18 protein-coding genes are annotated in these 17605 nt (G+C 63.6%); 9 read left to right on the top strand and 9 right to left on the bottom strand.

Going from position 1 to position 17605, the window contains the following annotated elements:
• The gene (gene lpdA, locus EJ076_RS04015; protein ID WP_126066980.1) at positions 1–1398 is read left to right on the top strand and encodes a dihydrolipoyl dehydrogenase; all 1398 of its coding nucleotides are present in this window, start codon (positions 1–3) and stop codon (positions 1396–1398) included.
• A 100-nt stretch (positions 1399–1498) separates the two neighbouring features.
• Positions 1499–2350, top strand: a complete 852-nt coding sequence (locus EJ076_RS04010) for a glycosyltransferase (protein ID WP_164548535.1) — start codon at positions 1499–1501, stop codon at positions 2348–2350.
• A 174-nt stretch (positions 2351–2524) separates the two neighbouring features.
• Here the strand turns inward: EJ076_RS04010 and EJ076_RS04005 are convergent, their stop codons facing one another.
• Complete coding sequence (locus EJ076_RS04005; protein ID WP_109665309.1) at positions 2525–3628, bottom strand: saccharopine dehydrogenase family protein; 1104 nt, start codon at positions 3626–3628, stop codon at positions 2525–2527.
• A gap of 115 nt (positions 3629–3743) precedes the next feature.
• Between EJ076_RS04005 and EJ076_RS04000 the strand changes: the two genes are divergently transcribed.
• Positions 3744–4172, top strand: coding sequence for an Lrp/AsnC family transcriptional regulator (locus EJ076_RS04000; RefSeq protein WP_109663614.1), 429 nt, complete (start codon positions 3744–3746; stop codon positions 4170–4172).
• 43 nt (positions 4173–4215) lie between these two features.
• Here EJ076_RS04000 and EJ076_RS03995 read toward each other — a convergent pair whose 3' ends face one another.
• From EJ076_RS03995 to EJ076_RS03980, 4 genes are all read right to left on the bottom strand, one after another.
• Entirely contained in the window at positions 4216–5586 is a 1371-nt protein-coding gene (locus tag EJ076_RS03995; protein WP_109663616.1) for a HAMP domain-containing sensor histidine kinase, read from the bottom strand.
• Positions 5583–6260 (bottom strand): winged helix-turn-helix domain-containing protein, encoded by a 678-nt coding sequence (locus tag EJ076_RS03990; protein WP_126066978.1) that lies wholly within the window; start codon positions 6258–6260, stop codon positions 5583–5585. Before EJ076_RS03990 ends, EJ076_RS03995 begins: the two co-directional genes overlap by 4 nt.
• Before the next feature lie 104 nt (positions 6261–6364).
• Positions 6365–7162, bottom strand: coding sequence for a hypothetical protein (locus EJ076_RS03985; RefSeq protein WP_126066977.1), 798 nt, complete (start codon positions 7160–7162; stop codon positions 6365–6367).
• Positions 7163–7191: 29 nt separating this feature from the next.
• A complete protein-coding gene (locus EJ076_RS03980; protein WP_109665312.1) occupies positions 7192–7449 on the bottom strand; it encodes a hypothetical protein in 258 nt (85 codons plus the stop codon).
• 276 nt (positions 7450–7725) lie between these two features.
• Here EJ076_RS03980 and EJ076_RS03975 point away from each other — a divergent pair, with 276 nt between their 5' ends.
• On the top strand, positions 7726–8361 hold the full coding sequence (locus EJ076_RS03975) for an isoprenylcysteine carboxylmethyltransferase family protein (RefSeq protein WP_109665314.1): 636 nt from the start codon (positions 7726–7728) through the stop codon (positions 8359–8361).
• A 7-nt stretch (positions 8362–8368) separates the two neighbouring features.
• Here EJ076_RS03975 and EJ076_RS03970 read toward each other — a convergent pair whose 3' ends face one another.
• A complete protein-coding gene (locus EJ076_RS03970; RefSeq protein ID WP_126066976.1) occupies positions 8369–8854 on the bottom strand; it encodes a hypothetical protein in 486 nt (161 codons plus the stop codon).
• Positions 8855–9074: 220 nt separating this feature from the next.
• Here EJ076_RS03970 and EJ076_RS03965 point away from each other — a divergent pair, with 220 nt between their 5' ends.
• Together EJ076_RS03965 and EJ076_RS03960 are read left to right on the top strand one after the other, a co-directional pair.
• Complete coding sequence (locus EJ076_RS03965; RefSeq protein ID WP_109665318.1) at positions 9075–9440, top strand: RidA family protein; 366 nt, start codon at positions 9075–9077, stop codon at positions 9438–9440.
• Between the two features lie 29 nt (positions 9441–9469).
• Positions 9470–10705 (top strand): amidohydrolase/deacetylase family metallohydrolase, encoded by a 1236-nt coding sequence (locus EJ076_RS03960; RefSeq protein ID WP_126066975.1) that lies wholly within the window; start codon positions 9470–9472, stop codon positions 10703–10705.
• Between the two features lie 53 nt (positions 10706–10758).
• Here EJ076_RS03960 and EJ076_RS03955 read toward each other — a convergent pair whose 3' ends face one another.
• The 3 genes from EJ076_RS03955 to EJ076_RS03945 form a co-directional block, all read right to left on the bottom strand.
• Positions 10759–11223, bottom strand: a complete 465-nt coding sequence (locus tag EJ076_RS03955; RefSeq protein WP_126066974.1) for a CatB-related O-acetyltransferase — start codon at positions 11221–11223, stop codon at positions 10759–10761.
• Positions 11224–11447: 224 nt separating this feature from the next.
• Positions 11448–13232: an NAD(P)/FAD-dependent oxidoreductase gene (locus EJ076_RS03950; RefSeq protein ID WP_126066973.1), complete on the bottom strand. Its 1785-nt coding sequence runs from the start codon at positions 13230–13232 to the stop codon at positions 11448–11450.
• 169 nt (positions 13233–13401) lie between these two features.
• Positions 13402–14346, bottom strand: coding sequence for a MurR/RpiR family transcriptional regulator (locus tag EJ076_RS03945; protein WP_126066972.1), 945 nt, complete (start codon positions 14344–14346; stop codon positions 13402–13404).
• Between the two features lie 336 nt (positions 14347–14682).
• On the opposite strand from EJ076_RS03945, the gene EJ076_RS03940 reads away from it, so the two are divergent.
• The 3 genes from EJ076_RS03940 to EJ076_RS03930 all read left to right on the top strand — a co-directional run bounded on the left by EJ076_RS03940 (position 14683) and on the right by EJ076_RS03930 (position 17589).
• Positions 14683–15510 (top strand): ABC transporter ATP-binding protein, encoded by an 828-nt coding sequence (locus EJ076_RS03940; protein ID WP_109663634.1) that lies wholly within the window; start codon positions 14683–14685, stop codon positions 15508–15510.
• Complete coding sequence (locus EJ076_RS03935) at positions 15507–16355, top strand: ABC transporter permease (protein WP_109663636.1); 849 nt, start codon at positions 15507–15509, stop codon at positions 16353–16355. The genes EJ076_RS03940 and EJ076_RS03935 overlap by 4 nt, the downstream gene beginning before the upstream one ends.
• 70 nt (positions 16356–16425) lie before the next feature.
• Entirely contained in the window at positions 16426–17589 is a 1164-nt protein-coding gene (locus EJ076_RS03930) for an ABC transporter substrate-binding protein (protein WP_109663638.1), read from the top strand.
• The last annotated feature ends 16 nt before the right edge of the window (positions 17590–17605 follow it).

The raw sequence follows: 17605 nt of genomic DNA, 5'->3' as shown, positions 1-17605 counted from the left end.
ATGAAAGAAATCTCCTGCAAGCTGCTCGTCATCGGCGCCGGTCCCGGTGGTTACGTCTGCGCCATCCGCGCCGGACAGCTCGGCGTCGACACGGTGATCGTCGAAGCCGGCAAACCGGGCGGCACCTGCCTCAATGTCGGCTGCATCCCGTCCAAGGCGCTGATCCATGCGGCCGAGGAGTTCGAGAAGGTCTCGCACATGGAAGGCGGCAATAGCCCGCTCGGCATTTCGGTCACCGCACCCACGCTCGACCTCGCCCGAACCGTCGCCTGGAAGGACGGGATTGTCAGCCGGCTCAACAGTGGCGTTGCCGGTCTGCTCAAGAAGGCCGGCGTCAAGACCGTGCATGGTTGGGCGATGTTTCGCGACGGCAAGACCGTCGCGGTCGAGACCGAGACGGGAAGCCAAGTGATCCGGGCCGAGACGATCGTCATCGCCACCGGTTCGGCGCCGGTGGACCTTTCGTCCCTGCCCTTTGGCGGTCCGGTTATTTCCTCCACGGAGGCGCTGGCGCTGAACGAAGTGCCGCAAAAACTCGCCGTCGTCGGTGGTGGCTATATCGGGCTGGAACTCGGCATGGCTTTCGCGAAAATGGGCGCTGAGGTGACCGTGGTCGAGGCCTTGCCGCGTGTGCTGGCGCAGTATGATGCCGAGTTGACGCGGCCGGTGGTCAAGCGGCTCAACGCACTGGGCGTCGAGGTGATGCTGGGTGCCAAGGCCAAGGGGCTGTCGACCAAAGGCGATGCGCTGCTGGTCGAGACCTCAGACGGCAAGAACGCCAAGGTCGCCGCGGACAGGATCCTGGTGACGGTCGGCCGCAAGCCGGTGACCGAAGGCTGGGGGCTCGAGCAGATCGACCTCGACAGGGCGGGAAAATTCATCCGCATCGACGACCAGTGCCGCACCTCGATGCGCGGCATCTTTGCCATCGGCGACGTCACCGGCGAGCCGATGCTGGCGCACCGGGCGATGGCGCAGGGTGAAATGGTCGCCGAGATCATCGCCGGCCACAAGCGCAGCTGGGACAAGCGCTCCATTCCCGCCGTCTGCTTCACCGATCCGGAACTCGTCACCGCTGGCCTGTCACAGGAAGAGGCCAAGGCGCTCGGCGGCGAGATCAAGATCGGCATGTTCCCATTCGCCGCCAATGGGCGGGCGATGACCAAGCTGGGCGAGGACGGCTTTGTTCGCGTCGTGGCGCGGGCGGACAACCATCTGGTGCTCGGCATCCAGGCGGTCGGGCAGGGCGTGTCGGAACTGGCGGCGGCTTTCGGGCTGGCGCTCGAAATGGGCGCAAGGCTGGAGGACATCGCCGGCACCATCCATGCGCATCCGACGCAAGGCGAGGGGTTCCAGGAAGCAGCGCTGAAGGCGCTCGGGCACGCGCTGCATATCTAGGGTGGGTTGCTCGGCCCGCGCGAGCATTTCCGAGAACCGGATTCCACCGTTCGGCATCATGCTCTAGTCTCAGCCAATGAACTCCGACCTGAAGAAATACGTGGCGATTCGCTACAACACCGCCACCGGCTTCATGCCGAGCCAATGGAATGGAAAGGGCAGAGCCAATCTCGACCCGGTGTGGCTGGTCGAGCGGCTGGCGTTGTTCGACACCTATTGCGCGCCCTCGCTTGATGGCCAGTCGCTGAAGGACTTTACGGTCCTGGTCGGGTTCGATTCCGAGACACACGAGAACTACATCCGGACCGTCTGCGATTGTGCGATCGGGATCGACGTCAGGCCGGTCCTCGTCGATGCCGGCGCGGACTACAATGTTGCCTTCAATGCGTTTGTCCAAAGCGACACCGATGCCGAATTCGTTTCGCTGACGCGGCTCGACAGCGATGACGCGCTGGCGCCGAGCTTCATGGAGCGTGTCGACTTCTACGCGCGCTGGGAAATCGCCAAGGGCGAAGTGAACCAGCAACCGCTCTATATAGCCTTTCCGCACGGCCAGAATTTCGATGCGGCAACCAACCGCTATACGCAGCACGAATATCCGACGTCGGCCTTCGGCACGCTGGTCGAGAAGAGATCACCGTCCATGAACGGGGTCTATTGCGACGAGCACACGAAGATGGCGATGCGTTTCAACACCGTTGGGGCGGCCTCGAAGGAGGCCCAATGGTGCATCGTCATCCACGACAACAATGCAGCCAATGTCTTGCGCGGCAAGCCGGTCGCGGAGCCGGCTTTCACGGTGGGCCGGCCCGGTGCCGAAACAGAAACGCGCGCGGCTGCCCGAAAAGAGCCTGCGCAAAAGCAGATGCCGCAGACCTCCGCCAAGGCCTCGCGCAACGCCGGCAATTTCATCCGGTTTCTACTGGGGCGGCCGATGGTGTTGCGGAAATAGGACGTGAGGATCTCCCTTTTCCCCCTGTGGGAGAAGGTGTCGCCGAAGGCGACGGATGAGGGGTGCTCCAGGAAACGCCAACGCCTCACTCCGCTGGAACACCCCTCATCCGTCTCGGCGCTGCGCGCCGATCCACCTTCTCCCCACAAGGGGAGAAGGCAAGGTGGTGCCGCTTCAGCTCGCCAGCCGGCTCACCATCTCGTGCTGGGCATAGGCACGGCCGAAGCGGTTGGCGAGGAAGGTGTCGAGCGCGATCTCTTCCTGCTTGATGAAACCCGTCGCCGGCAGGCTGCCGTCGGCCAGCATGTCGAGCACGGCGCAGATGCCGGAGGCCGTGGTGATCTGGATGGCGCTGCGCACCTGATTGCCGACGCGCTGGGAGTAGACCTTGTTGGCGTAGGTCTCCTGCAGCAGGCGGCCGTTCTTGCGACCGGAGACGGTGACGAAGACGATGACCACGTCCTGCAGCGTCGCCGGCAGGGCGCTCTCGAAAATGTCCTTCAGCACGTCGCGGCGATGGCGCAGGCCGAGATCGTTGAGCAGCGCCTTCATGATCGCGGCGTGGCCGGGATAGCGGATGGTGCGGTAGTTGAGCGTACGCACCTTGCCCTTCAGCGTTTCGGCCAGCGTGCCGAGGCCACCTGAGGTGTTGAACGCCTCGTAGGTGACGCCGTCGAGCGAGAACTCCTCGCGCTCCTCCAGCGGCGGCACTTCGACCAGCTCGCCCTCGACGATCGCTTCGCAGGGTTCGCAATATTCGTTGATGACGCCGTCGGTGCTCCAGGTCAGGTTGTAGTTCAGCGCATTGGACGGATATTGCGGCAGGGCGCCGACGCGCATGCGCACGCTTTCCAGCGAATCGAAGCGGCTGGCGAGATCATTGGCGACGATCGAGATGAAGCCCGGCGCCAGGCCGCATTGCGGAATGAAGGCACTCTTGCCCGAACGCGCCAGCTCCTTGACCCGGCGTGTCGAGACGACGTCCTCGGTCAGGTCGAGATAATGCACGCCGGCACTGGCCGCCGCCTCGGCGATGCGGGTGGTCAGGTGGAAGGGGGCGGCGCTGAGCACCGCGAACTTGCCGGCTAGCGCGGCTTCCAGGGTGCCGGCGGCTTCGATGTCGAGCTCCAGCGCCGCAACCGTGGCCGGCAGTTCGGCAGCAATGAGCTGTGCCGCCGAGCGGTCGACGAGCGTGACCTGGTAATCCCCGGTGGCGGCAAGCATCTCGGCAATGGTCGAGCCGATCTTGCCGGCGCCGACAACAACAATTTTCTTCATGACCGATCCCTCACTGATTGTGAGGCACAGATTCGCAGCTTGCCCGTCGAAAGGAAGCGTGGAATTGTTCGAAACGAAACTCTGATTGGACATTCTGCCGACAGGAATCGTCAAAATGCTCAGTGAAGCCGAACAGGCCCTGCTTTCCCTGCTGCGCGAAAATGCGCGCGCCTCGACCGCCGAGCTCGCGCGGCGGCTTGGCGTTTCCCGCACGACGGTGCAGAGCCGCATCGAGCGGCTGGAACTGCGCGGCATCATCACCGGCTATGGTGTGCGGCTGGCGCCGGACTATGAGCAGGGGCTGGTGCGAGCGCATGTGCTGCTCACCGTGACGCCCAAGCTCGCCGACAAGGTGGTGCGCGGCCTGCGCGCCCTGGCGCCGGTCAGGACGCTGCATTCGGTCAGCGGCAATTTCGACATGATCGTCATTATCGACGCGCCGTCGATCCGCGATCTCGATATGCTGCTCGACCAGATCGGCGCCATGGACGGGGTCGAACGGACTTTGTCATCGATCATCCTGTCGACGCGTATAGACCGCTGAGGGCGGGCTTCTGAGGACTGGACTGCACCAGGCGTTTCGCCGGCTAATCCATCGCTGTGGGAAAACTGACCGATACCGCAAGTCCAGGTCGGCAATCCTCGAGCATAATCGAGGCGCCATGCAGATCGGCGATGGCCCTGACAAGGCTGAGGCCGAGGCCGCTGCCCGGCGTCGACCGGCTGTGGTCCAGCCGGTAAAGCCGCTGGAACACTTTCTCACGCTCTTCCGCCGGAATGCCGGGACCGTTGTCGGCGACGCTGGCCACAACGCGCTCGCCCTGGCGCGTCACCGACAGTTTGATGGATGTGCCTGATGGACAATGGCGCAGTGCGTTCTCGACCAGATTGGCGAACATCTGCGTCAGCAGCTCCCTGTCGCCGTGGATACGCTCCGCCGTCTCGCACAGCTGCACTGACGACAGCGATTTTCCGTCGTCCTCGGCAACGTCGGCATAGATCTCGGCGATGGTTTGCAGAACCTCGCCCAGATCGACATCGGTGAATCGCGCCCGGCGGGCGCCGGCCTCGATCTGCGCGATGCGCAGCAGCGCATCGAAGGTCTCGTTGATCTGCAGGCTCTCGGCATGCGCCTCCGCCAGTTCGCCGGCGACCTTCTGACCCGACAGGTTCTTTTCCGACGCGGTGTCGAGGATCATCTGCAATCGGTTGAGCGGCGTCTTCAGATCGTGCGCGATGTTGGCGCTGACCTGTTTCATGCCCTCGACCAGCGCCGACAGGCGGTCGAGCGCGGCATTGACCTGGTTGGAGACGATGTCGATATCGTCGCCCTTGCCGGTCAGCGGAATGCGGGTATCCAGCCGTCCATGCGAGACATCCACCATGGTGGCGGCGATGCCGTCGAGACGGCGCTGGACGCGCGAGGCCAGCAGGGCGCCGCCGGCGACCGCCAGCCCGGTGATGATCAGCGTTCCCCAGCCGAAGCTCATCAGCACCACCTCTTCCAGCTCCTCCGTCTCGGAAAGGCTGAAGGCGACGGTCAGGGTGTTGCCGCCGATCGAGCCGGAATAGGCGCGGTATTCGGCCCCCGGCGGCACGCCGGGCAATACGGCGTCGAACATCGAAAAGCCGTCGGGAAGCTCTGCCGCGGTGAAATTGCCGGCCAGATGGTTTCCGGCCGCGTCGGTCAGCGAAAACAGCTGTTCCTTCTTGAGGCTGCGCATGGAGTGGCTGCCGACAGTCTCCACCAGCTCCTTGAGATCGTTGTCGGCATAGGTCGCGGCAACGACCGCGTAGGTTTCCTTGATGGTGTCGTCGAGCCGCTCGGCAAGATCGGCACTCATCATCTGGTAGACGATGGCGCCCGACAAGACGAAGGCCAGCACGAACAGGAAGGCGAAGGTCAAGGCAAGTCGGAACGGCGTGCTGCGCAGCAGGCGGGACCATGTTCCGGTCATGGCGCCGCGTGCAGGCTGTAGCCGGTGTTGCGGACCGTGTGGATGAGCTGGGTTTCGAATGGCTTGTCGATCTTGGCCCGCAGCCGGCTGATATGGGTCTCGACGACGCTGGTCCTGGGATCGAAATGAAAATCCCAGACGCGCTCCAGAAGCATGGTGCGGGTGATGACGCGGCCCTCGCCGCGCATCAGCACTTCCAGCAGGCTGAACTCCCTGGGCTGCAGGTCGATCGGCTGGCCCTGCCTGATAACGCGCCGCATGATCAGGTCCATTTCGAGGTCGGCAACCCGCAGAACGGTTTTCTGCTCCTGCGCGGCCGGCCGTCGGCCGAGCGCGTTGATACGGGCGAGAAGCTCGGAAAAGGCGAAGGGCTTGACCAGATAGTCGTCGCCGCCCGCCTCGAGCCCTTCGACGCGGTCGTCGATGCCGCCGACCGAGGTGAGAAAGATGGCCGGCGTCCGTACGCCGGCGGCGCGGATCGCCTTGACCATCGACAGGCCGTCGAGGCCCGGGATCATACGATCGGCGACGATCACGTCATAGCTGCCCCTGGTTGCCGCGAAAAGTGCGTCATGTCCGTTGCGAAGCAAGTCGCAGACATGGCCGGCCTCGGTCAGTCCCTTGACGATGTAGTCGGCGGTCCTGTGGTCGTCCTCGACGAGAAGAAGTCGCATGAAAGGTCCGGTCCGTTGCCGAGATCTGGGGCAGGGTAGCACCGGCATGGGTCCGTTCCTAGGATGGCAGGCATTCAGGCCGCTTCCCTGACGAAGCCAAGGTTTCAATCCGACTCCAGCAGGATTTCGTCGGCATCGTCGGCGGTTTTCTTCAGGGTCATGTAGAGAACAAGGGCAATGATGCAGCCGAGGAAGATCAGGCTGGTGAAGGTCGTGCCGAAGCCGAGGCCGCCATATTCGACCGGCTGCGACAGCAGGTCACCGAAGGAGGCGCCAAGCGGGCGGGTCAGGATGTAGGCAAGCCAGAAGGCCAGGATGGCGTCCAGGTGGAGTAGATAATAGGCGAGCGCGATCAGCGCGATCACCCCGCCGAACAGCAGGCCTGACGTGAGGTAGCCCATGTCGAAGGTCTCGGCGACGAGGTCGCCGGCGGCGGTGCCGAGCGAGAAGGTGAAGAGGATCGCCAGCCAGTAGAAGGTCTCGCGTCGGGTGGTGAAGATGGTGTGGATCGACAGCGTCCTTTCGCTGGCGTACCAGACGGCGAATGTTGCGGCGAGCACGACCGAGAAAGCGATGGTCGTCGTCTGCAGGCGCACGCCGAAATTGTCGACGAGATTGTCCGTCACCAGTGTACCAACGACGCTGATCAGCACCACCGCCAGCCAGTAGGCCCATGGCACGTAGCGTTTCTGCGCGAACTGCAAGACAAGCGCTACGATCAGCACGCCCGACATGATCAGCGATGTAACGGTCAGCCCAAGTCCCAGGTTGACGGCGAGATAGTCGGCCGCCGTCTCGCCCATGGTCACCGCCATCAGCTTGATCAGCCAGAAATCGATCGTGACATCCGGAACCCTGTTGTGGCCTGGTCCGGCTGGGGGTTGCGTGTTGGGCGAGAGCATGGCTGATATCCTGAGGCTGGTTCGCGGAATTACTTGCCCATGACCTTCATGGCCTGAGCGAAGAAGTCGTCGGCGCGTTTGTCGTCGTCCGCATTGCAGCGCTCGATGCCCTTGGTCTCCAGCTCCGAGACCTTCGCCTTGTCGGCGGCGCTGAGCGTGGCCGTTGCCTCGGCCGCGCGAAGGGCTTTCAACGTCTCCTCGCAGGGCGCGGTGGCGGCAAAGACGGTGGAAATCGCGCCGGAGATGGCGAGGGTGCCGACCGCGATGGCAAGCGCAAATCTTCTCATGAAACCATTCCTTGTTTGATGCCGGTGGTCGGGCTGCCGCAATGGAAGCCGGCCCTTAAATGGCAGGCCGGCATCCGAACGATAGGGATGCGACTTCACATCAGCCTGTCCGGCGGCATACAAATTCGTAAGAATGGGCGTGGATCGCGCAAAAGGCCTTTACGAATGCCTCGCGATGCGCTGATGAAATGCGGGCGCCTTGCATCCGCCATCAATGTGGTGACCAGTGCCCCGAACCTGCTCAACGCCGGTTGTCGAAGCCCAAGGAAAACAAGAATGACCTACGCTTCCCTCAAGCCGGTTTCACAGGCCTTCGACCAGCGCAAGCGGTTGATCTTCGTGCGGGCCGCGGCGCTGCTGGCGGTGCTGCTGCTGTTTCTCACCAAACCGGCGCTGAGCGAGGGCTCGGACGGGCACGAAAGGCTCGAACTCCTCGGCTTCTGCCTGGTGCTCGCCTGCGTCGTCGGACGACTCTGGAGCATCCTCTATGTCGGCGGCAAGAAGAACGAGGAACTGGTCTCGACGGGACCGTTCTCGACAACCCAGAACCCGCTCTATTTCTTCTCGACGGTCGGCGCGGTCGGCGTCGGATTGCTCTACGGCTCGATGGTGGCGGCGCTGGCGCTGGGCCTCGCCAGCTTCTTCATCTTTCGCGTCACGGCGCGAAAGGAGGCCGAATTCCTGCTCGGCAAATTCGGCCCGGCCTACCTTGCCTATACCAAGGACACGCCCCGCTTCTGGCCAAATCCTTGGCTGTACCACGACCATGACGAGCTGCAGTTCTCGACGCGGGCGCTCAAGCGTACGTTTTTCGACGGGCTTTATTTCCTCGCCATCTTCCCGGCCATCGAACTGGTCGAGCATTTCCGGGCGACCGGCCTGCTGTTTCCAGCCTTCGTCACGCTCTACTGATCGGTTCCTAGCTGCCGAGCGGATGCGGCATATAGCCGACAAAGCCCGCGATCTTCCAACGTCCGCCGACCTTCCTGCAGAAATACAGCGTCTGCCATTTCAGCCTGTCGACGCTGCCATCCGCCTTGGCAACCGAGCCGTCGAATTTCTTGTGCAGCACGGCGCGGTCGCCATCGACATCGATGTCGCGCATGTTGGTGACGCGAAACAGCGCCTCGCGCAGCGGCTCGGCGAATTTGGTCGCCGCCGTCTCCTTGGCCTGGCGCAGCCACTCGTCGCGATAGATTTCCAGCCTCGGAAACTGCAGCCGCCAGGCGTCGGCATTGCTGAGGAAATGCGCGTGCATGCCGAAGAAGCTGTCGGCGACGAAATCATCCTCGACCATGGACCAGTCCTGGCCGATGAAGGCGTCGATGTCGCGCCGCACCAGCATTTCCCAGAGCGCGTGGCGATCCGCATCGCCTGATGGAAACGGGTTCTTGTCGTAGGTCATTGCTATTGTCTCCGGTCCGGCAAATGCGTCTGTGCGTTGCGGCTGCAAAGGCAGCCCGACAGCGCTCACGATGCAAGCGCTTCTGTAATAAAGCAACATAGATTTCGAAGAATGTTGCTTTCCAACAAGGCCCCTATGAGGATCGCCCCGATCGGGGTAAATGTCGACGCAAGCGGGCGCTGCCACGGCATCCCGTCCTGTCATCAGAGGAGGCCTTCCCTTGCCCAAGCAATGTTTTGGAACGTCGCATGTGCCGCTGTCGCCAGCCGTGCGGGCCGGTGATCTCGTTTATGTCTCCGGCCAGGTGCCCGTCGGCAGCGACGGCATCGTGGTCAAGGGCGGCATAACGGAACAGACAGAACAGGTGCTCGCCAACATCAAGGCCGCGTTGGCGCTCGCCGGCTGCACCCTGGACGATGTCGTGAAGACGACGGTCTGGCTGGAGGACGCGCGCGATTTCGGCGCCTTCAACGCTGTCTATGCCAGGCACTTTCCGAAGAACCCGCCGGCCCGCACCACGGTCGAATCGCGGCTGATGATCGACATCAAGATCGAAGTCGAAGCGGTCGCCTACCGGCCTCTCTAAGCGAAGCTGGCGAACCGGAGGTGACCTCAATGCAATTCGACCTCCTGCTGAAGGGCGGACGGCTGATCGACCCGGCGTCCGGGCTCGATGCGCCGCGCGATGTCGCCATTGCCAATGGCCGCATTGCGGCGGTCGACGCCGATGTCCCGGCCGACCGCGCCGCGCAGGTCGTCGATGCCGGCGGCTGCATCGTCACACCAGGCCTCGTCGACCTGCATAGCCACGTCTATTGGGGCGGCACCTCGCTCGGCGTCGATGCCGATCGGCTGGCCCCCAAGAGCGGCACCACCACCTTCATCGATGCAGGCAGTGCGGGAGCCGGCAATTTCCTCGGCTTCCGCCGCCACGTCATGGAGCGCTCGAAGGTTCGCATCCTGGCCTATGTCAACATTTCCTTTGCCGGCATCTTCGGCTTCTCGCAGACGGTGTCGGTCGGCGAATGCAGCGACCTCAGGCTATGCGAGCCGCGCGAGGTTGTGGCAGCGGTGCGTGAACACCGCGATGTCGTGGTCGGCGTAAAAGTTCGCTCCGGCAAGCACGCCGGCGGGACCAGCGGCATCGCCCCGGTGGATCTCGCGCTGGAGGCTGCCGACCAGGCTGGCCTGCCGCTGATGGCGCATATCGACGAGCCGCCGCCCGGCCGCTCGGAAGTGCTGCCGCGCCTGCGCAAGGGCGATATCCTCACCCACTGCTTCCGCCCATTCCCCAACGCGCCGGTCTTCGCGTCCGGCGCGGTGCGGCCGGACATGCGGCTGGCGCGCGAGCGTGGTGTCATCTTCGACATCGGCCACGGCATGGGCTCGTTCGATTTCGCCGTCGCCAGGGCGATGCTCCAGGAAGGGCTGGCGCCGGACGTGATCAGCAGCGATGTGCATCTCTACTGCGTCGATGGACCGGCCTTCGATATCCTGGTTTGCATGTCGAAGCTTTTGGCGCTCGGCATGCCGCTGGTCGAGGTCCTACGCGCCGCGACACAAGCGCCGGCGCAGGCGATCGCCAGACCTGATCTGGGCACACTGGCGGTCGGCACTGTCGGCGACGTCGCCGTGCTGCGGCAGCGCCCGGGCCGCTTCACCTTCGTCGACGCGGTTGGCGCATCGCTGGTCGCCGACCAGCGGCTGATCTGCGAAGGCATCGCCATCGGCGGCACCTGGTGGCCGAACGAGGCGGTCAACGATGTCAGCGAGACCGAGCGTTTTGAGCCGCATGAACGGCATACGCATGTCGAGGTTGCGGCGAGGCATTTTGGACATCGGCACGAGTGAGGCGCCGCCTTTCTGCCGGCTGGTCGTTCAACGTCAGGTGACGGCCGAGGCCGTTACGCCGGATCCAGTTCGTTGACGAAGCGCTCGGCGTCCACCGCCGTCAGAAGCTCGATGCGTTCACGGATCAGATTGTCGCTCCAGTTCCACCATTCAAGCGCCTGCAGGCGCTTGATGACGTCAGGTGAGAAACGGTGCCGAAGGACACGAGCGGGATTGCCGACCGCGATGGCATAGGGAGGGATGTCCCTGGTGACGATGGCGCCCGCACCGATGACTGCTCCGTTGCCGATCGTGACACCGCTGAGGATGGTACAACGAGCACCAAACCACACGTCATTGCCGACGGTGATTGGCCCCTTGCCGGAGGGTTCGGGACCGCTTCGGGCCTTTCCGTACATACGGTGGATCGGATAGGTGGTTGCGGTGCCGACCCCGTGTTCGGCCGCGCAGACGAAGAGAACTTCCGGGCCAACCGAACAGAACGAGCCTATTCGCACCGGCACGTTTTCATGCGGCATATAGAACGATCTCTTGTTGAGACCGTAGGTATGACGGCCAATCTCAACGCCTGGCAATGGCGGCAACGGGTCCTTTTTCAGTCCCAGCTTTATACGAAGTCCTCTCAGCAGTCCCACCAGCTTCCCCCCCAGGAATTGCCAGGCAACACAGGGAGACTACTCACCACATCTGAAAAGTTCGCAAGCAATTTCGTGTAGTGGCCCAACGCTACTGGCGTACCGGATCAGGAGTTGCTCGGCTTTCCGTAAACCGGCGTCGCGATACCTTCCATCCGTGCCTTGATCTGCAGCGCCACATATTTGGAGTAAAACCTCGACAGCGCCAGATTGCCGCCGTGGAACCAGAGCGCTTCCTGCGCGGTCGGCTTCCACATGTTGCGCAGCTCGCCTTGCCATGGTCCGGGGTCGCCCTTGACGCCCGAGCCAAGCCCCCAACAGGGGCCGACCTTGTCGGCGACGTCGCGAGAGACGATCGCCGCCACCGTCTCGTTCATCGACTGATAGCCGGTGCAGGCGATAATGGCGTCGGCGGCAAGTTCGCTGCCGTCCTCGAACAGGATGCCTGTCGGCGTCAGCGACTTGATGACGACGCCGCTGCGGACGTCGATCTCGCCGTCGATGATGAGATCCGAAGCGCCGACATCGATGTAGTAGCCGGAGCCGGTGCGGTAGGCCTTCATCAAAAGGCCGGTCTCGTCGTCGCCGAAATCGATGGCGAAGCCGGCGGCGCGCAGACGGTCGTAGAAGGCCGCGTCGCGCGCCTTGATCACCTCGTAGAGCGCCCGCTGGCCCTTGGGCACCAGCGCGAACGGCGTCGAGGCGACGATCATGTCGGCCTTCTCGGTGGTTATGCCGCGTGCCAGCGCCGTCTCCGAAAAGATCTCGAAGCCGACCTCCATCAGCGTGTCCGATTTGACCACCGTCGTCGGTGAGCGCTGGATCATGGTCACCTCGGCGCCGCTCTCCCAGAGGTCGACGCAGACATCGTGCCCAGAGCTTGCCGCGCCGATGACGGCGACCTTCCTGCCACGAAATTTCTCGCCGCTGGAATACTGGCTGGAGTGCAGAAGCTCGCCCTTGAACTGATCGGCGCCCGGCAGATCGATCCGCCGTGGCGGGCCATAAGCGCCGGTGGCGAAGACGATGTGCTTCGGCTTCAGCGTGATGTGCCGGCCGACGCGGTCGACCACCACGGTCCAGACTTTCTCCACCTCGTCATAGCTGGCGCTAAGGCATTTCGTGGCGACCCAATAGTTGAGCTCCATGACGCGCGTGTACATTTCCAGCCAGTCGCCCATCTTGTCCTTGGGCGTGAACACCGGCCAGTTTTCGGGGAAGGGAATGTAGGGCAGATGGTCGTACCAGACCGGGTCGTGCAGCACGAGCGTGCGGTAGCGGTTGCGCCAGGAGTCGCCCGGCCTTGCATTCTTCTCGATGACGATGGTGGGCACGCCGAGCTGGCGCAGCCGCGCGCCCAGCATGATGCCGCCCTGGCCGCCACCGATGACCAGGCAGTAGGGCTGTTCATCAGTGCCGAGCTCGCGCGTCTCGCGCGCCCGCGCCTCCGACCAGGTCTCGCGCCTGGGATCGGCCTTGTGGCGCACACCCAGCGGCCGCTCCGCCCCCTTGCGCTCCTCGAACCCTTTGAGGTCGGTCATCGCCGTGAACAATGTCCGGCAGCGGCCGTCGCGCAGCCGCATGATGCCCTCTCCTGACGCCACTGCTGTTTCGAAGCTGAACCAGGCTTCGATGGTGCCCTCGTCCGAGGTCGCCTCGCCGGTCAGCTGCCATGCCTTGGGCTTGGTCGTCGCCAGCGCCGCCGCCAGCATGTCGGCGATCGCCTCGCGGCCTTCCATGGTCGTGATGTTCCAGGTGAAGGTCAGGAGATCGCGCCAATAGCAATCGTCGACGAACAGGTTGCTCGCTGCCGCCGCGTCGCCGGCTGCGAGTGCCTGCGCCAGGGATTCGAGCCATGCGGCGGCCTGTTTCGTCGGTGCTATTTCGAGCATTTCTTCCCTCTTTGTGCGTGCGCCGACACATGGCGCAAAATCTCAATTGTCGAACTCAGCGCCGCCCCTCATCCGCCTGCCGGCGTTCGTCGTTCGAAAAGCCAAGCAGTTGGCTTTTCGTCCGCTACGCGGACCATTCCTCACCTCCCCGTGAACGAGGTGAAGGGAGCTAGTCTCCGAGCGGCTCCATCTCCTTGCCGGTGCGGTGGATCTGGGCGTTGTATTTGATGCGGCGCACGGTCTCGCGGGCCGAACCGTCGAGCTTGTAGGCCGAGGCAACCGCCAAAAGGTCGATCGCCGCCAGGAAGGCGAAGCGCGACGCCGTCGGCTTCAGCGTGTCGGGATATTCGGGCACCGCCACCGTCAGCCTGACGTCGCAGGCACGGGCGAGCTCGGTGTCGGGCGCGGTCACGGCGATCGCATTGGCGCGGTAGTGCTTGGCGAGTTCGACGGCTTCGATCACCTCGCGGGTGCGTCCCGTCGCCGAAATGGCGATCACCAGATCACCCGGCTTCAAGGTCGAGGCGGTCATGCGCATCAGATAGGGGTCGCACTGGGCGCTGACTGTGATGCCGTAGCGGAACAGCCGGTACTGGGTTTCCTGCGCCAGCGCCGAGGAACTGCCGCCGAGGCCGAAGACTGTGACCTGGCGCGCCTTGGCGACCAGCTCGGCCGCCTTCTGCAACTGCGCCGGGTCGAGCTGCCGCTCGGCCTCCTGCAGCGCCCGGCGCGCCTCGCCGAACACGGCATTCCAGAACGGCATGCCATTGTCGTTGCTGACGGAAGGTGACTTGGCCAGATAGAGCGCCCCGACGACGAGGCTCTGCGCCAGCTTCAGCTTGAAGTCGCGCACGCCCTCGCAGCCGATGGCGCGGCAGAACCGGGTCACCGTCGGTTCGCTGACCCCGGCGCGCTGGGCAAGGGCGGCATTGGAGGCGTCGACGGCATATTTGACATCGTCGAGCACGACATCGGCGACACGCCGTTCGGCCGGGCGCAATTCGCTGTAGGAATCCTTGACCAGCGAGATGATGTCGGGAATGCGCCGGACAGGATCGCGCCCCTCAGTATCGTGGCCTGGAACAGGCTCGTCCTGGCTGCCAGCTTCGGTCATGGGGTCCTGGTCTTTCCCTGGGTTGCGTGGCTGCCGTCTTAGCATGTTTGCACGTCATGGCTCCACGTGCCTGACCACATCGCAACCGTAGCGTGTCGTTGGGGAAACCTCACCTTCTCCGCTTCCTTCCAGGCCGTGCGAGTTCGGAAGTATGTAGGAAAGCAACATATATTTCAAGGTCATGAAAACATCGCGAAAACAATTAGATAGATATGCATGTCCATTTTTGTGATACGGGTACCAGCGCTCGTGCTTGACAGGAAAGTAGGATAGTTACAGATTGATTTCGCGGTCGGGTGAGCCAGTGGATCATCGCGCAATCTTCCCGGGGGGCAGATGAACACGGGCGATGCAAGAAACCCGAAGCTTGGCGTGCAGGCAGCGACCAAGATCTATCATACGGCTTCCGGCGACCTGCTGGCGCTGGACCGTTGCAGCCTCGATGTCAGTGCCAATGAAATCGTCTCGATCGTCGGTCCGTCCGGTTGCGGCAAGACGACCCTTTTGTGGTCGATGTCGGGCCTGCACAGCCTGACCAGCGGCGAGATCCGGCTTGACGGGAAGACCATCACCGGCCCGCATCCCGATATCGGCATCGTCTTCCAGGAAGCGAACCTTCTGCCGTGGCGCAATCTCGATGCCAACATCCGCTTCCCCTTCGAGATCAAGGGCGAGAAGCCGGACCGGGCATGGATCGCGCATCTGCTCAACCGCGTCGGGCTCGACGGATTCGGCGGCAAGTTTCCGCGCGAACTGTCGGGCGGCATGCAACAGCGCGCGGCGATCGTGCGGGCGCTGGCGCTGAAGCCATCGGTGCTGCTGATGGACGAGCCGTTCGGCGCGCTCGACAGTTTTACCCGCGAGGAGATGAACCGGCTGGTCGAGGAGATCTGGCTCGACACCAAGACCACCATCGTCTTCATCACCCACAGCATCGAGGAGGCGATCTTCCTCTCCGACCGGGTGGTGGTGCTGAGCGCCCGGCCGGGTCGCGTCGCCAAGGAGTATCGCGTGCCGTTTGCCCGGCCACGCTCGCTGGAGATCATGGCGACGAAAGAGGTCTTCGACCTCACCAACCGGATCAAGATGGACATTGTCGGCGAACGCACGCGGCCAAAAGCGCCGGAGCGCCCGAGCGCCGAGATCGTGAGGATCAGGCCGTGAGCGGAGGCGACGCCATTCCGGAATTCTCGAAGTCCAAGACCGGTGACGGCCACGAGGTCAGCCTGACCAATCTGTCGGCCTTCGCCAGCGGCCCCGGCATCAAGTCGGGCAAGGAGGTGGCGGCCATTCTTGCGGTGGCGGTGATCATCATCGGCGGCATCGAGCTGGCGCTGCGCCTGTTCCATGTGCCGCTCTACATCATGCCGCCGCCGAGCTCGATTGCCTATGCGCTGTTCGACGAGTTTCCGCTGATTGCGCCGCATCTCGGCTACACGCTGGTCGAGCTGGTGTCCGGCTTCACCATCGGCGCTATCATCGGCCTGGTGCTGGCCGCCGTCATCACCCAGTTCCCGTTCGCCGAGAAGATCGTCGCGCCCTACATCCTGCTTTTGGTCACCACGCCGATGCTGGCGCTGGTGCCGCTTCTGATCCTGCGCTTTGGCTTCGGCTACACGCCGCGCATTATCGCGGTGGCGCTGGCCGCCGGGCCGATGGTGATGATCAATGCCGCCACCGGTTTCCGTCGCGTCGACAGTGCCAAGATTGCGCTGGCGCGCTCCTATGGCGCCAGCACCTTGCAGATCTTCTGGAAGATCCGCGCGCCGATGGCGCTGCCGATGATCCTGGTCGGGCTGATGATCGGCGCCATCTTCGGCCTGTTGACCGCGGTCGGCGCCGAGATGGTCGGCGGCGGTTTCGGCCTCGGCAACCGGCTGACCACCTATTCGTCGATGATCCAGATGCCGCAGTTCTTCGCGGTGGTGCTGATCCTGTCGACGCTCGGCATCCTGATCTACGTGCTGTTCTTCCTGATCGGCAAGAAATGGGCGAGCTGGGAGGCTTGAACACAAAGGATAAGGCGGCGCCCGGGAGGCGGGCGGCAAGAGACTGACGTCAAACAAAAAGGGGAATGCCATGACCAAAGAGAACTCGATCAACCCGGCGGGGATCAGCCGCCGCTATTTCCTGCAGGTGACCGGCGCCGGGCTGGTGACGGCAACCGCGCTCGGCGCCACTGGCCTCAAGGCCAGCGCCGAACCCTACGGAAAATTCACCTGGATCTCGCCGCGCGGCACGCTCGAAGTGCTCGACGACTATCCCTACTGGGCGGCCAAGAAGGCGGGCTATTTCGATGGGCTGGACACCGACATGCAGCCGGGACCATCGGACGGCACCGCGACGGTGAAGTTCGTCGACGTCGGCCAGGCCGATATGGGCTTCCCGTCGCCCGGCGTGTTCTCCTTCGCCATCCAGAACGGCATGAAGCTTAAGTCGGTGTTCCACATGGGCGCGCGCGACACGTTCAGCTTCGCCTTCCGCAAGGGCGAGGGATCGAACGATCTGAAGAAGCTGGAAGGCAAGACCATCCTGCTCGGCTCCGCCGCCTGGCAGTCGATCACCGACCCGCTGCTGGCCGCGCAAGGCGTCGACATCAAGAAGGTGAAATATGTCGAGGCCGGCTGGCCGACCTGGGGCACGGCCCTTGCCGGCGGCCAGGGCGACGCTGCCCTGTCATGGGAGGGGCTCCGCGCCGAGTGGATCGCCAAGGGGCTCGACTTCGAATACTGGCTCGGCGTGCAGAATTCGAAGCTGCCGGCCAACACCTTCGTCGTGCGCGCCGCCGACCTAGAGGATCCCGACCGCAAGGCGTTCCTGGAGAAATATCTGCGCGGCTGGGCGATGGGCCTGGAGTTTGGGTATCAAAATCCCCGCGCGGCCGTCGAAGCGGTGTTCGAGCAGTTCCCGACGCTGGCCAAGAATCTCGGCCCCGAACTTGGCACCACCTCGATCCTGCAGCAGATCAACGTCTTCCGTGGCGACATGGACAAGCGCGGCGGCTGGGGCTCGCACGATATGGCGAGCTGGCAGGGCTTCTTCGACGAGATCCACAAGATCGGCCAGATCACAGCTCCGGTGAAGGCCGAGGACGTCTGCACCAACGACCTGATCGGCCCGGCCAATGATTTCGACAAGGCCAAGGTCAAGGCCGATGCCGACGGATACAAGCTGTCGGAAGGCTTTGCCGCGCTCGATGTCGAGAAGATCAAGGCGCATCTGTTCGATTCGGCGATCAAGTAGGAACCGGCGACAACAA

This window comes from Mesorhizobium sp. M7D.F.Ca.US.005.01.1.1 (assembly GCF_003952545.1).
Lineage (GTDB): Bacteria > Pseudomonadota > Alphaproteobacteria > Rhizobiales > Rhizobiaceae > Mesorhizobium > Mesorhizobium loti.
The sequence above is the reverse complement of the archived record's forward strand: the minus strand, read 5'-3'. Positions and strand labels throughout refer to the sequence as shown.